Raw genomic sequence first — 14,605 nt, 5'->3', positions numbered from 1 at the left:
TCACCCCTTCCTTGGCGGCTGCGCATAGCGCTCCTCTTCAGCGTAGTACTCGGGGAACCCCACGATCTCCTGGAGCGCCGCGAAGCTCATCCGCGGATCGGGGTGCCGTCCGGCGCGCAGGGACGCGAGGGCCTCGCGCATGGCGGCGGCGGCGACCGAGAGCAGGGTGAGCGGATAGGCCGCGATCTTGTAGCCGATCGCCTCGAGCTCGGCCGGCGGCAGCACCGGCGTCCTGCCGTGATCCACCATGTTGGCCATGGTCGGCGCGCGCACCTCACGGCAGAACGTTCGCATCTCGTCCACGCTCTCGGGCGCCTCCAGGAACACGATGTCTGCCCCGAGATCGGCGAACGCCCGCGCGCGGGTGAGCGCCTCATCGAACCCGTGCGTCTGGCGGGCGTCGGTGCGGGCCATGATGAGCACGCCGGCGCCCTCGTCGCGCGCGTCCACGGCGGCCTGGACGCGGGTGAACGCCTCGTCGCGGGGCACGACCTGCTTGCCGCGCGTGTGGCCGCAGCGCTTCGGAGCGACCTGGTCCTCGATCATGACGCAGGCCAGCCCGGCCTGCGCATAACCGCGCACCGTGCGCTTCACGTTCATCGCATTGCCGTAGCCCGTGTCGCCGTCGCCGAGCACCGGAATCGACACGGCGCCGCAGATCGCCCGCGCCTGATCGACCATCTCACCATACGAGATGAGCCCCGTGTCGGGCGCGCCGAGGCGCGCGGCGGAGACCGCGAAGCCGCTCATGAACGAGAGGGAGAAGCCGGCCTGCTCGATGAGCCGCGCCGACAGCGCGTCGCAGCAGCAAGGCATGACGAGGAGGCCGGGCGAGGCGAGCAGATCGCGGAGCTTCTGAGCGGGGGACACGGCGGGGACGATACCGCGATCGGCTGCCCGTGAGGCAAGCGCGAAGGCCTGAGAGGCGCCGCGCGCCGCCGCGCGGCCGCGCGGGCAAGAGGGATGGACGGGGGCGCGCGCCGGCGTGCGTTCCTGTTGCGGGCCCCCGGCGCCCGGGGGCAGGATGGGCCCGCGATGATGCCGCACAGGAGAGGGGCATGAGCACGGTTTCGTTGAAGGAGATCGCGATCGACGGCCGCCCTGCCAGCGTCCACGTGGGCGGGCAGGGCGAGCCGCTGCTGCTGGTGCACGGCGCCTGGGGTGGGGCGCCGATGCACTGGGGGCCTGTCTGGGAGCGATTCTCGGAGCGCTTCCAGGTGATCGCGCCCGATCTGCCCGGCGTCGGGCGCACGGACACCCCGGGGCTCGGCTCCCTGGACGCCTATGCGCGCTGGCTCGATCGGCTCCTGGACGAGCTCGGTGTCTCGAGCGCGTGGTGCGTCGGCAACTCCTTCGGCGTATCGGTCGTATCGAGCTTCGCTACCCTGTTCGCGTCCCGCTGCCGCGGGCTCGTGTTCGTCAACGGCGTTCCCATCCCTCCGCTGCCGCGCTTCGTCGGCTGGCTCGGAGCGCGGCCGCTGCCCCGCCGGATGCTGCGCGCGTTGATGCGGAAGCAGACCTATAGCCCGGGGGTCCTGGGCCGCGCCTACGCCGATCCCGGCCGCGCCCCGGCGGCCCTGCGGGACGTCCTGGAGAGCGCCAATCCACCTCAGCTGGAGGCGGTGCTCGACGTCGCCATCCAGGGAGGTCTCAGGGCCCCGCTCAGCCTGAGTCCCCTCCTCGTCTGGGGCGAGGCGGACCAGCTCCTCGGCAACAGCGCGGACGACGCGAAGAAGCTTCACGCTTCGCTGCCGGGGTCGCAGCTCACCTTCATCCCGGCGACAGGGCACATGCCGCAGGTGGAGAACCCCGAGGCGTTCGTCGACGCGGTGTCGCGGTTCATCGAGGCGCGCGCGGCCGCCGCCCGTCCGCGCGGCTTCGGCGGCCAGGCCAGCCCGGGCGCATGAGCGCCCGAGGCGCGCAGGCGCTTCGCCCTCAGGGCATCGTGGTGACCCGTTCGCGCTTTCCGAGCTGGACCGCAAAGTAGAGCAGGTAGAGCCCAGCGAGCCCGACGAGCACGTAGATGATGCGGCTGAGCGCGCTGAGCCTGCCGAACAGCCCGGCGACCACGTCGAACTCGAACAGCCCAACGAACCCCCAGTTGACGGCGCCGATCACGACGAGCGCGATCGCCACCCACGTTAGCCCTGAGATCCCACGGTTGACCTGCTCCATGGCCCCGGCAGAAGCACGCGCCGCGCCGCGCGGTGCGTGCACCGCGCGCCCGCTGCGACGTGACCGCGCGCCGCGCTGACGCCGCCGGCTCGCCGCGCCCGTCAGGCCGCGGCGCTCACGGCGCTCGGCCCGGCGTGACGTCGAGCAGGGAGGGCAGGATCGCGCCGGAGCCGCCGGTGAACACGACATCGCAGAGGCCGGAGATCGCGCTCGGCTCGACGTTGACCTCGGCGATGAGGGCGCCGTGGCGCTTGGCCATGGGGACGAAACCGGCCGCGGGATACACAACGGCCGACGTACCGACGACGAGCAGGAGATCGCAGCCCTCGACGCCGGCGGCCGCCGCGGCGAGATCGCTCTCCTGGAGGGCCTCGCCGAACCAGACCACGTGCGGGCGAAGGACGCCGCCGCAGCGGCAGCGCGGCAGCTCCGCCGCCGTGAAGCGGCGGGCGGGGGCCTCCGGATCGGGGGAGCCGCTGCCCGCGAAGGCAGGCGTGATGGGCACGTCGCGGTTCTCGGTCACGCTCCCGCACGAGAGACAGCGCACCTGCCACAGCGAGCCGTGGAGGCGCACCGGGCTCCGGGAGCCCGCCTGCTCGTGCAGGCCGTCGATGTTCTGGGTGATGAGGGTGAAGACCCTGCCGGCCTCCCGCCACCGCGCCTCCAGCTGCGCCAGCGCGTGATGACCCGGGTTCGGGGCGCAGCCGAGGGCGCGCTCCCGGCGGTGGTTGTAGAACTCCCAGACGAGGCCCGGATCGCGCTGCCACGCCTCGGGCGAGGCGAGGCTCGTCGCCTCGTAACGCCGCCACAGCCCCCCAGCGCCGCGGAACGTGGGGATGCCGGACTCCGCCGAGACGCCTGCGCCCGTCAGGACGGCGATCTTCCTGGCGCGGCACAGGGTGGACTGGAAGCGCTCGCGGCTCGTTTCGCTCATCACGCACCTCCTGAGGAGAGATCGAGAGGGAAGCGGGAAGGAAGGAGGACGGCCGTCGCCGCCCCGCCTCCCCGCGATCTTGCTCAATCTAGCGTGCGGCGCCACGCCACGCGCCCGCTCTCCCCCTCTGATTCCGACGGCGGAGGACCCGACGCCAGCTCCCGTCGATTTCGGGTGTAAGCCGGCCGAGACGACCGCGTTTCCCTGGCACTCGGACGCGCCGAGCCCCGCCACGGCGGGCCCCGGCCGCGAGAGCCCCTTCGTCGGCTCGCCGGACGACCGGCGACACGCGGCGTTCACGCAGCGAAAGCGGCGAAGGGCCCGTCTCGCCCGTGGAAAACGCACCATGGGGCAGCCGCGCGTGCGGCCCCCACGTGGACCTGTGTGGCGATCGGCGATGGCCGACCCACGAGAACGTACAGCAGGGATCCGCCCTCGCGATCCCCTTCAAGGAGGACACCTCATGCGCACCCGGCCCCTCGATCTCGTCGCCCCCGCCCTCGTCACCGCGCTGCTCATCGGCTGCGGTGGATCCACGCCTTCCCCCACGGCGGCGACCGCGTCGGCCGCGCCGACCGAGGCCGCCGCCGGGCGGGCCATGCAGCCGGAGTTCGACGCGCAGCAAGACGAGGGCCGCACGTCCACTGCCAAGCGCGAGGAGGCCGCGGCGAGCGATCCTGGCGCCGCGCCCGCGGAGCCCGCGCCGCCGCCGGCCCTGCCCGTGGCGGCCGCCCCTGTGGCGCCCTCGCCGGCCTCGCCCATGCCGGCGCAGTCGCGGGCGACCAAGGCGGGCGCCGCGCCCAGGGCGGACGCGCGCATCCAGGTGACGGGCGGCGCGCCCGCGCCCAAGAAGGCGCCCGCCCCGACGGCGACGGCCGTGGCGCGCCCCGCGCCCCCGCCCGCGTCCGTCGCCGTCACGGTACCCGAACCCCAGGGCAGCGAGACGTACCGGGACTACGGCGTCAACCCGGTCGAGGACCCCGCGAAGGACCGGCTCTCGACGTTCGCGATCGACGTGGACACGGCCTCTTACGCCATCGCGCGCCGCAAGATCATGGATGGCGCGCTGCCCCCGTATCAGGCCGTGCGCGCCGAGGAGTTCCTCAACTACTTCGATTACGGCTATGCCTCGCCCGCGACAGGCCCGTTCGCCGTGCACCTCGCGGCCGCGCCCTCGCCGTTCACGGCGGGCCACCACCTCGTGCGCGTGGCGGTCCAGGGCAAGCGCGTGACGGCCAAGGAGCGGACCCCGGTGCACCTCGTGTACCTCGTCGACACCAGCGGCTCGATGCAGTCGCCGGACAAGATCGAGCTCGCGAAGAAGAGCCTGAAGATGCTCACCGACACCCTCAAGCCGGGGGACACCGTGGCGCTCTGCACCTATGCGGGCAGCGTGCGAGAGGTGCTTGCGCCGACCGGCATCGAGAGCAAGGGGAAGATCCTCGCGGCCCTCGACGACCTCACCGCGGGCGGCTCCACCGCCATGTCGAGCGGCATCGATCTCGCTTACAGCCTGGCCGAGCGGACGCTCGTGAAGGGGCACGTCAACCGCGTCATCGTGCTCTCCGACGGAGACGCGAACGTCGGCCCGACCTCCCATGACGAGATCCTGAAGACCATCAAGCGCGCGAGGGACAAGGGGATCACGCTGTCCACCATCGGCTTCGGCCAGGGCAACTACAAGGATCTCATGATGGAGCAGCTCGCCAACCAGGGCGACGGGAACTACGCCTATATCGACAGCGAGGCGCAGGCGCGGCGGGTCTTCTCGGAGCAGGTCGGCGGGATGCTCCAGGTCATCGCCCGCGACGTGAAGATCCAGGTCGAGTTCGACCCGAGCTTCGTCAAGAGCTACCGGCTCATCGGCTACGAGAACCGCGACGTGGCCGACAGGGACTTCCGGAACGACAAGGTGGACGCCGGCGAGATCGGCGCGGGGCACAGCGTGACGGCCATCTACGACGTCGAGCTCAAGGCCCCCGCGCTGAAGGGCGAGGGCGCGGCCCCGGTCGTCGTGCGCCTCCGCCACAAGGCGCCGCTCGGCTCGAACACGGCCGAGGAGACCCTGGTCAAGATGGCCCCGGGCGCCATCGCCCCCACCTTCGACGCGGCGCCGGCCGACTTCCGCTTCGCGTCCGCGGTGGCAGGGTTCGCGGAGGTCCTGCGCCACAGCCCGCACGCGCGCTCCTGGAGGCTCGCCGACATCGAGAAGATCGCGAGGGCCGCCGCGTCCAGCAAGGGCGATCAGCAGGAGTTCATCGGCATCATCCGCCGCGCCGGCGCGCTCGCCAGCGGCAAGACCAACGCCGTGGCCGTGAACGCCGACTGACGCGCGCGCCGTGGGCGGCGCCGTGCGCCCGGGGACCCGGCCGGCGCCGCCGCGTTCGTGGTATGCGGCGGTGATGGGATTGCTCGCGATCTGCGGCTCGATCACCGCCGATCTCATCGGCTACGGCCCGCGGCTGCCGCGCCCCGGCGAGTCGGTGCTGGGCCGCCGCTTCCTCGTCGCGCCGGGCGGCAAGGGCGCGAACCAGGCGGTCGCGGCGGCGCGCTCCGGCGCGCGCGTGCGGCTCGCGGGCGCGCGCGGCGACGACGCCCACGGCGAGCTCTGCGCGGCCGCGCTCGCCGCCGACGGGGTGGAGCTCTCCGCCGTGGCGGTCCACCGCGGCGCGACGACGGGCGTGGCCCTGATCTGCGTCGACGAGGCCGGAGAGAACCAGATCCTCGCGATCCCCGGCGCCAACGCGCTCGTCACGCCGCCCTCGCCGTGCGGGGCCTCGGTCTGGCTCTGCCAGGGCGAGATCCCGGCCGCGGCGATCGAGGGCGTGCTCGCAGCGGCCCGGGCCGACGGCGCGCTGTCGATCTGCAATCCGTCGCCCGTCAACGCCATCGATCCCGAGCTCGTCGGCCGGTTCGATCTCGCCGTGGTCAACGAGATCGAGCACGAGGCGCTGCGCGGTCACCTGCCGGAGCGCGTGGTGCTCACGCGCGGCGCGCGCGGCGCGGTGCTGCTGCCGTCGGGCGAGGAGCTCCCCGCCCTGCCGGCCCGCGCTGTCGACACGACGGGCGCCGGGGACGCCCTCACGGGCGTGCTCGCCGGCGGGCTCGCCTCCGGGATGGCGATCGAGGCCACACTCCGGTTCGCGATCGCGGCGGCGGGCATCTCGGTCGAGCGCGAGGGGTGTCAGACCTCGTATCCGACACGCGCCGAGGTGGAGCGCCGCCTCCAGCGCTCCACGGCTCCGTGACGGCCTCTCCTCCCGGCGTCACAAGGGCACCTCGCCCATCACGCCCCCTCGCGGTGAGCGCCGCGCCTCCGGGACATGGCGATGCACCTCGCCTGCAAGGACGGCTATCCTGGCGGCATGACGAACTTTCGCGGGCCTGCGATAGCAGCGCTCGTCAGCCTCTCGGCCTGCAGCGTCCAGGAGCGCAACTTCGCGGGCGCGGGCGGGTCGGGCGGCGGTGATGGAGCCGGGACGACCGAACATTCCAGCGCGAGCGCCGGCACGAGCGCGACGACCGGCTGCACGCAGGTCGAGGATTGCTTCAATGGCTTCGACGACGACTGCGACGACGCCGTCGACTGCGCGGACTCGGACTGCGCGGAGGGCGCGGTCTGCCTGACGGCCCCCACGAACTTCGAACTCGGCGTCGTCGTGGACGCGACCGAGCCGTGCCCTGACGGGTTCACCGAGAAGGAGACGCTCCTCTTCCGCGGCCTCTCCGGCAGCGGCTGCGAGGGCTGCGGCTGCACGCCGAACCCCACCGACTGCGCGGCGGATCTCTACCTCTACGCCGACGAGTCGCAGTGCGAGGCCGACGAGGGCGGGACGCGCGGCACGCTCGCGAAGCGGGTCGGGTTCACGTGCGACGCGAAGCCGATCAACAACGGGTTCGTCGACTGGGGCGGCGTGCGCGCGGGCCTCTTCGACGTGATCCAGAGCTGCACCGCGACCGGGACGGCGATCCCCGCGCCGGCGACGTGGGCCGAGTCCAGGAAGTTCTGCCACGCGAGCGCCGGCCTGGGCTGCCGCGCCGGCGAGGCCTGCGTCCCGAGGCAGGCCTCGCCGGCGACGCAATGCGCGCTCGTGTCCGGCAGCGCCACCTGCAGCGGCTATGCGCGGCGCGAGAGCGACTGGTTCCGGGGGTACAACGACACCCGGACGTGCTCGTCGTGCTCGTGCACCGCGAGCGGCGGCGACTGCAACTACGTGCGCGTCGAGCTCGGCAACGACTACAGCTGCTTCGATCACGCCCAGATCTCGCAGGGCGGGCGGTACTGCGGGTACGCCTACTCGCCCCCGGCTCACCTCGTCGGCACGCCGACCAGCTCCACCTGCACCGCGCGCACGAACCTCAGCGGCTCGCTGGATCCCACGGGGCAGTCGACGCTCTGCTGCGTCGAGTAGCGGATGCTCGTGCCGCGCGCTCGCAGGCAGCTCCTCGCCGCGCTCTCGGCCGCCGCCGCGGCCGGCGCGCTCGCGGTGGCCGGCTGCGCCGAGCCCGCCGCGGTCCGCGCCGCGCCGGCCTCGCCGCGCAGCGCGGCGTCGACCGGCGCCGGCGCCGGCGACGCGTCGTCGCCCGCGGGCTCGCCGGCGGCGGGCGCGGGCCCGGCGGCGCCGGCAGCGGGCCCCGAGCGCCGGGCCAGCCTCCGGTACCACCTCGACGATCGCGCGTTCCCCTCGCCGCTCATCGACGCCGTCGTGGCGGGCCAGCCGGCCGTGCTGATCGTCGACACCGGCGCCTCCCACCACGTCCTCGCCCGCTGGCTCGCCGACGAGCTCGCGCTGCCCCTCTCGACCGCGGGCGACGTCGCCGTCGACCAGGCGGGCAGGCCCCTCGCGGTGTCCCGCCTCGAGGGCGCGAGCCTCGCGCTCTCCGGGTGGGGCCGGGTCGAGGTCTCCGCGTTGCTCGTCGTCCGCATGCCCGACGTCCTGCAGCGCATCGGCATCGGCGGCATCATCGCGCCTCAGGAGCTGGCGGGGCCGGGCCGCGCCGTCGTGCTCGACCTGCGCGAGGGCCGGATGACCGAAGCTCCGCGCGACGAGGCCGCACGCACGCTCCGGGCGCGGTTCGGCGAGGCCGCCGTCGTGGAGCTCGCCCGCTGCGGCGGCCCGAACCAGGGCAGCGGGCTCACCGCAAGGGCGAGCGTCGAGGGGATCGACGTCACGCTGAAGATCGACTCGGGGGCGTCGCAGAGCTCGCTCTTCGCCGTCTCCCCCGCGGGGAAGCGGCTGTCGCGCCGGGCGACCGGCGACAGGAGCGCCTACGCCGCCTCAGGCAGGCACACCGTTCCCGTCCTTTCGGGCGCTCGCCTCCGGATGGCGGGGTTCGACGCCGCCGCGGATATCGATCTTCTGCCCGGCGAGCGGCAGGCGACCTGTCCGTCGGACGGATTTGCCGGCATGGATGTGCTCCGCACCTGTGTGCTGGTGCTCGCCGAGGACGGCGGCGTCGCGGCCTGCGCCCCGCGGTGACCCGGTGAAGGACCGCGCGACGTGCGTTCGGCGCGAGCGCGGCGCGTGATCGACGAGGCGCGCTGCGGCAGCCGCGGCGCGCGGTCGACGAGGCGCCCCGCGGCGCGATCGGCGCCGAGCCAGCGTGCGGACCGCCATGCCTCAGCGGAGGCGCGATGCGTCGTGGTAGAAGGGGCGCACGCGTGGACGCCTCTGTCGCCGCGGCGGGGGGAGAGATCCGTTCCTCCGCGAGGCCGGGGCGCCCACGGCGGTCGGGAGGCATCATGACGACAGGTTTCGAGTTCTTGACCCAGGACGACGAGCGGCTTCTGCTGGAGAAGTCGAGCTGCGTCACCTACCGACCGGGCGAGCAGATCCTCGAGGAGGGCTCGCGAAGGCAGGGCATCTTCATCGTGCGCAGCGGCCTGGTCGGGGTCGAGGTCGCCCACCTCGGGCGCGGCGTGGCGCTCCGCCAGCTCGGTCCCGGCGCCATCTTCGGCGAGATGTCGTTCCTCGAGAGCGCCGCCGCGAGCGCCTCCGTCGTCGCCCGCGAGGAGTGCACTCTCGACGTCATCGAGGGCCCGTATGTGCACTCGCTCCTCGCCTCCGTCCCCGGCCTCGCGGCGCGCTTCTACCAGTCGCTCGCGATCATGCTCGCCCAGCGCCTCCGCGAGAACACCGCGATGCTCCCGCCGCTCCTCGTCGAGGACGTGCCGCAGGTCAACCGCTTTCACGCGGCGAGGACGGGCCAGGCCGGCACCAACAACATCCCTCCGAAGCTCATCGACACGGTCGAACAGTTCAAGTTCGAGATGATGATCGCCGACAGGATGGTGAAGGAGGCAAAGCAGCCCGAGGCGGAGATCCAGGAGAAGGTGAGCGCCGCGTGCCAGACGATCGTGTCCGCGCTGCGCGAGCACATCGAGCGCGAGCGCCACCTCGAGAAGGGCATCGGCGCCTATGTCTTCCGGGAGACCTTCTCGCTCTTCATGCTGAGCCGCACCGTCGACCGGTGCTACACGAAGCCGCGCGGCTACGCGGGCGACTTCTACACCATCGAGATGATGTACAACGACGAGCCCGCGGGCGACGGCCGCCTCGGCCGCTTCATCGACCAGTGGGGGCTCGCCATCGACGCCTGCCGCGCCGTCAAGAACAGGAGAGGCGTGCTGAGCCGCGCGATCCGGGAGGCCTGCACCGCGCACGCGTCCGGCCCTGTCCACATCACGAGCCTCGCGAGCGGCCCCGCCCGGGAGCTGTTCGACCTCTACGCTGAAGGGGGCGAGCCGCCCGACATCAAGGCGACGTGCATCGATATCGACAACCAGGCCCTCGCCTACGCGGCCGGCATCGCCGATCAGCTCGGCGTCATGGACCGCTTCAGCTTCGCGCAGGACAACGTGGTGCGGCTGGCCCACGGCCGAGGCAGGACGGTGCTCAAGCCCCAGCACATGATCTACAGCATCGGGCTCACGGACTACCTCCGCGACGACCTGGTCGTGGCCCTCCTCAATTGCATGCACGACAAGCTCCTCCCCGGGGGCGTCGCGGTCGTGGGCAATTTCGGGGTGAACAACCCGAGCAAGGCGTTCATGGACCACGTCCTCGAGTGGGAGCTGATCCACCGCAGCACCGAGGATCTCAGGACGCTGTTCGCCCGGTCGAAGTTCGGGAGCACCCCCGTCGAGGTGGTCGCGGAAGAGGCGCAGGTGAACCTGTTCGCCTTCTGCACCAAGTGGTGACTACCGAAGCCAGCGCACCTCGTACTCGCAGGTGGGGTGTCCCTCGAAACGGCACTTCGTGTGGAGGCTCTGGCCCCCTCGCGCGCCCGAGAGCCGGAGCGCGTTCTCCTGCCACGCCGGCACCGCGTCTCTGCAGATCTGGCGCCCCGGGTCGGACTGCGGGTCGACCCCTAGGTAAAGTATCAGCCGGAAGAACCGCTCTCCCTCGGCGAGAGGCGCGAGCCGGCCGCCGTTGAAGTACATGCCCCACATCACGCCGGCCTGCCGCATGACGAGCGCGGGCGTGCCGAGCTTGAGCAGCACCTTGTGCGCGAGCGTCAGGTCCTGCTCGGCCACGTAAGCCGCGAGATCGCGGATGACGCCGGACCGGTTGGGCCACCGCGAGATCTCGTCCGCGATCGCGTTCCAGACCGAGATGGGATACCAGCCGTGCGCCGCGAGATCGGGCGCCGTGAAGACCGCCCGCGCGGCGGCGGGCAGCTTGGCGTCGAGGGCGGACATGGCCTGGCTCCCCCACCGCGTCTGCAGGTAGGTCCTCGTGTGCATGAGCGCCGACCCCCGGATCTTCATCGCCAAAGCCGCCCGTCCAGGATAGATGCACCCGGCCGGTGGGGGCCAGCGTGGCGCGCCACGGACCGCAGCGCACGCGCGCGCACACGCGCCCGCACACGTGGACGACCGCTCGTTCCGGCGGCGTGAGCCCGCCTCCCGCGACGCACGAGCGCGCTCACTGCAGGCGCTCGGCGGTCGGAGCCGACGGCGGGGCGTCGCCGGAGCCCTTCGCCCGTCGCGCCTGCGCGGACGCGTCGAGCACGGCGCGCACCGCCTTCGCGAGCTGCGTCGGCGTGTACGGCTTGGCGAGGAAGTGGGCGACCCCGTCGAGCAGATCGCCCGGGAGGAGGGCGTCCTCCGTGTAGCCCGAGGCGTAGAGGACGGGCAGCGGGGCGCGCGCGCGGGCGAGCATCGCGGAGAGCGCGGGGCCGCGCGCGTCCGGCAGGACCACGTCGCTCACGAGCAGGTGGATGGGGCCGGGATAGGCGGTCGCGAGCGCGATCGCCTCCTTGCCGCTCCGCGCCGCGAGGACCGAGTAGCCGAAGGCGCGCAGCGCGGCGACGCAGAGCTCGCGCACCTGCGCCTCGTCCTCCACGACGAGCACGGTCTCCACGCCGCCGACGGCCGCCGCGGTCGCCCTCACAGGCTGCTCGCAGGGCACGCCGCGCACGCGCGGGAAGCAGATCGTGAAGCGCGTTCCCTGGCCGGGGGCGCTGGCGAACCAGATGTGGCCGCCGTGCTGCTTCACGATGCCGTGGCACGTCGCGAGCCCGAGGCCCGACCCCTTGCCCGGCTCCTTGGTCGTGAAGAACGGCTCGAACACGTACTGATGGACGGCGTCGTCGATGCCCTGCCCGGTGTCCGTGACCGTGAGCTCCACGTAGTCGCCGGGCTCGATCTCCGGCCCCCACCCCCCGTCGCCCCCGCCGAGCGCCCTGTTCGCCGTCTCGATCACCAGGCGGCCCCCGCCGGGCATGGCGTCGCGCGCGTTCACGGCCAGGTTCATGAGCAGCTGCTCGAACTGCCCCCGATCGATGTGGATGGGCCAGATCTGGCTCCCCGGCAGCACGACGAGCTCCACGTCCTCGCCGACGAGCGGGCGGAGGAGCGGCTCGACCCCGAAGATCAGCGCGTTCGGGTCGACCACGCTCGGCTGGATCAGCTGCTTGCGCGCGAAGGCGAGCAGCTGCCGCGTGAGCGCCGCGGCCCGCTCGGCGGCGGTGCCGATCTGCGTGAGGTGCTCGGCGACGGGCGACGCCGCCGGCACCTTGCGCACCGCGAGCTCCCTGTGCCCGAAGATCGCGGTGAGCATGTTGTTGAAGTCGTGGGCGACCCCGCCGGCGAGGCGCCCGATCGCCTCGAGCTTCTGGCTGTGCAGGAGCTGCTCCTCGAGGCGCCGGCGCTCGGTGATGTCGAGGCTCGTGCCGACCAGCCCGGTGATCGTCCCGGCGTCGTCCGTGACCAGCTGCGCCGCCATCTGCACGTGGCGCAGCTCCCCGCTGGACGCGCGCACGACGCGGCACTCGACGGGGCTCGCGATGCCGAGCGGCGACGCGGTCTCCGCGCCGCCGAAGACCCGGTGGCGATCCTCGGGGTGGATGAGGCCCGCGAAGAGCTCGAACGTCGGGCGCACCGAGAGATCGACGCCGAGGATGTGGTAGAGCTCCTCGGACCAGCGGATCGTCCGCGACGCGATGTCGTAGGACCAGCTGCCCACGTGGGCGATGCGCTGCGCCTCCTTCAGCATGCGCTCGCTGCGGCGGAGCTCCTGCTCGGCGCGGCGGCGCTCGGTCAGGTCGACGACCGCGCCGAAGAAGCGGGACGGCGACCCAGCGCCATCGACGAGCGGCAGGCTGCTCAGCAGGCACTCCCGCACCGTTCCATCCCGGTGGCGCACGCGGAACGCGATCGCGCCCGATCCCTCTCCTGTCTCGTTCGCCAGCTGCAGGCCGGCTTGCAGCCGCTCCCGGTCGTCGGGGTGGACGGCCTCGAGGAAGGTCTCCGTCGAGGGCGTATCCGTCTCGGGATCGCGGCCAAGGATCCGGAAGAGCTGCCGCGACCAGATGGTGCTGCTCTGGCCGAGCTCCCAGAGCCAGTTGCCCATCTGCGCCGCCTGCTCGCCCTCGTCGAGCTGCCGCCGCGCCTGCTCGACGAGCGCCGAGCCCCTCGCGCTGCCCGGGTCTCTGGCCGGCGCGTCCGGGCCTCGCGCGGCGATCCGACCTGGCGCGCGGGCGTGGGCCAGCTCCCGCTCCAGCTCGGCGACGCGCGCGCGGAGCGCGTCCAGCTCACGGCTCCCAGCTGCGCTCATGGCCGTCCCGTTCCTCGCTGGGGCAGAGCGGTCCTCATGGCCGGCCATTGTATGCCGCAGGCGGCCCGCCGGGGACTCCTCATTCTACGGCCCCCGCCGCAGGCGCGCCTGGTTGCGCCTGGTTTCCTCGGGGCTCCGCCCCGAGCCCCGGCGTCCGCTTCGCGGCCGCCTGCTTCTGTGCGTCAGCAACCCGCCAGGGATCGCTGGCGCACAGAGCTAGCTCCGCCGGCGCAGGAGCAGCGTTCGCGTGATCTCCACGACCTTTTCCTTCACCCTGCCCTCGGCCTTGCCGAGCTCGGGTGTGAACAGGTCGGCGCCCTGATCGAGCAGGGCGCGCGGCGGCGTGTTCTTCACGCCGACGATCCGGAAGGTGACGCTCCCGGCGCCGCTCCTGGCCTCTTCCATGGCGATCACCTTCGACGCGGCGAACAGCGTGTCGCCCGCGAGCACGCCGCTCGGGTGGGCCCCCTCGTCGAGGCCGAGGTCCCAGACGCCGCACCCGGCCGTGTCCCGGCTCGAGAGCGCGAGCACCCAGGACAGCACGAGCCCCCCGTGGACGACCCGCGTCTTCGCGAAGGAGCTCGACCTGGAGTACTGCTCGTCCACGTGCAGCGGGTGGGAGTTGCGCAGGAGGGTCGCGAGCTGCATGTGCTCGCTGTCGCCGATGGTCCTGCCGACCTCGTGGGTGATCACGTCGCCCACCTCGAAGTCGTCCCACGCGCAGGCGAAGCCGCCCTGGCGCGCAGGCGGCGGCAGCGGACCGTCGAGCTCCTTCGGGAGGCGCCCCGGCGGCGCGTCCGGCTGCGCGACCGCGTGCGGCGCGTCCTCGGGGCGCTCCGCGACGCGGCCAGGGGGCACGAGCGCCTTGCGCTCGAACGAGCAGACGAGCAGCCCGTCCTGGTTCACCACCTGGGTCCTGACGTGCACGACGCCCTTGTCCCCCGTCGAGACCGGCTTCTTGCCGATGACCAGCGAGCTCGCGCGCAGCGTGTCCCCCGGATAACAGGCCGCCGGGAACCGGACGTCGGTGTAGGCGAGGTGCGCGATCGCCTGCTCGCTCACGTCGTGCACGCTGAAGGAGATGCCGAGGTTGAGGAGCAAGAGCGGGCTCACCGGCCTGTCCCTGAGCCCCACCGACCGGGCCGCGACGCGGCTGGCGTAGGTCGGGATCGCGTCCTGGAACGAGGCCGCGAAGAGCGCGAGCATCCCCTCGTCCACGGTGACGTCCCAGGGGTGGGCATACACCGCGCCGACCGTGAAATCGTCGAGCTTGCGGCCGTAGCGAGGAGAGCGGACGCGGACCATCGGTCGGCGCGATCATGGCACAGGCGCGCTCGGCTGACGACGGCGCGCTGCGCGCCGCACCTCCGCGCCGTCCGCGCCACGCCACGCCACGCCACGCGGCGCCTCTGCGCACGCGCCCGCTCGCCGGTTC

12 protein-coding genes are annotated in these 14,605 nt (G+C 72.9%); 6 read left to right on the top strand and 6 right to left on the bottom strand.

All coding sequences use genetic code 11. The features are described 5' to 3' along the window. Nucleotides 1-870 (bottom strand): isocitrate lyase/PEP mutase family protein, encoded by an 870-nt coding sequence (locus WMF19_RS03340; protein WP_437897760.1) that lies wholly within the window; start codon nucleotides 868-870, stop codon nucleotides 1-3. 188 nt (nucleotides 871-1,058) lie between these two features. On the opposite strand from WMF19_RS03340, the gene WMF19_RS03335 reads away from it, so the two are divergent. Beyond that, a complete protein-coding gene (locus WMF19_RS03335; protein WP_437897759.1) occupies nucleotides 1,059-1,907 on the top strand; it encodes an alpha/beta fold hydrolase in 849 nt (282 codons plus the stop codon). A 28-nt stretch (nucleotides 1,908-1,935) separates the two neighbouring features. Here the strand turns inward: WMF19_RS03335 and WMF19_RS03330 are convergent, their stop codons facing one another. Both WMF19_RS03330 and WMF19_RS03325 read right to left on the bottom strand, forming a co-directional pair. Then, nucleotides 1,936-2,175: a DUF378 domain-containing protein gene (locus WMF19_RS03330; RefSeq protein ID WP_437897758.1), complete on the bottom strand. Its 240-nt coding sequence runs from the start codon at nucleotides 2,173-2,175 to the stop codon at nucleotides 1,936-1,938. 115 nt (nucleotides 2,176-2,290) lie between these two features. Continuing rightward, nucleotides 2,291-3,109, bottom strand: coding sequence for an SIR2 family NAD-dependent protein deacylase (locus WMF19_RS03325; RefSeq protein ID WP_437798734.1), 819 nt, complete (start codon nucleotides 3,107-3,109; stop codon nucleotides 2,291-2,293). Between the two features lie 463 nt (nucleotides 3,110-3,572). On the opposite strand from WMF19_RS03325, the gene WMF19_RS03320 reads away from it, so the two are divergent. From WMF19_RS03320 to WMF19_RS03300, 5 genes are all read left to right on the top strand, one after another. Continuing rightward, the gene (locus WMF19_RS03320; protein ID WP_437897757.1) at nucleotides 3,573-5,438 is read left to right on the top strand and encodes a vWA domain-containing protein; all 1,866 of its coding nucleotides are present in this window, start codon (nucleotides 3,573-3,575) and stop codon (nucleotides 5,436-5,438) included. A 73-nt stretch (nucleotides 5,439-5,511) separates the two neighbouring features. After that, on the top strand, nucleotides 5,512-6,357 hold the full coding sequence (locus tag WMF19_RS03315) for a ribokinase (RefSeq protein ID WP_437897756.1): 846 nt from the start codon (nucleotides 5,512-5,514) through the stop codon (nucleotides 6,355-6,357). Between the two features lie 75 nt (nucleotides 6,358-6,432). After that, nucleotides 6,433-7,521 carry a hypothetical protein gene (locus WMF19_RS03310; protein ID WP_437897755.1) on the top strand — a complete coding sequence of 363 codons (1,089 nt, stop codon included), beginning with the start codon at nucleotides 6,433-6,435 and terminating at the stop codon, nucleotides 7,519-7,521. A gap of 3 nt (nucleotides 7,522-7,524) precedes the next feature. Next, entirely contained in the window at nucleotides 7,525-8,589 is a 1,065-nt protein-coding gene (locus tag WMF19_RS03305; protein ID WP_437897754.1) for a retropepsin-like aspartic protease, read from the top strand. Between the two features lie 263 nt (nucleotides 8,590-8,852). Continuing rightward, entirely contained in the window at nucleotides 8,853-10,310 is a 1,458-nt protein-coding gene (locus WMF19_RS03300) for a cyclic nucleotide-binding domain-containing protein (RefSeq protein WP_437897753.1), read from the top strand. Here the strand turns inward: WMF19_RS03300 and WMF19_RS03295 are convergent, their stop codons facing one another. The 3 genes from WMF19_RS03295 to WMF19_RS03285 form a co-directional block, all read right to left on the bottom strand. Beyond that, entirely contained in the window at nucleotides 10,311-10,880 is a 570-nt protein-coding gene (locus tag WMF19_RS03295) for a hypothetical protein (RefSeq protein WP_437327428.1), read from the bottom strand. It lies immediately after the preceding gene. Between the two features lie 157 nt (nucleotides 10,881-11,037). Further along, entirely contained in the window at nucleotides 11,038-13,170 is a 2,133-nt protein-coding gene (locus WMF19_RS03290; RefSeq protein WP_437897752.1) for an ATP-binding protein, read from the bottom strand. Nucleotides 13,171-13,386: 216 nt separating this feature from the next. After that, the gene (locus WMF19_RS03285; protein WP_437897751.1) at nucleotides 13,387-14,475 is read right to left on the bottom strand and encodes a MaoC family dehydratase; all 1,089 of its coding nucleotides are present in this window, start codon (nucleotides 14,473-14,475) and stop codon (nucleotides 13,387-13,389) included. Between the last annotated feature and the right edge of the window lie 130 nt (nucleotides 14,476-14,605).

This window comes from Sorangium sp. So ce124 (assembly GCF_051525235.1).
Lineage (GTDB): Bacteria > Myxococcota_A > Polyangia > Polyangiales > Polyangiaceae > Sorangium > Sorangium atrum.
Note: the sequence above shows the minus strand (reverse complement) of the source record. Positions and strands in the feature narration are given on the sequence as shown.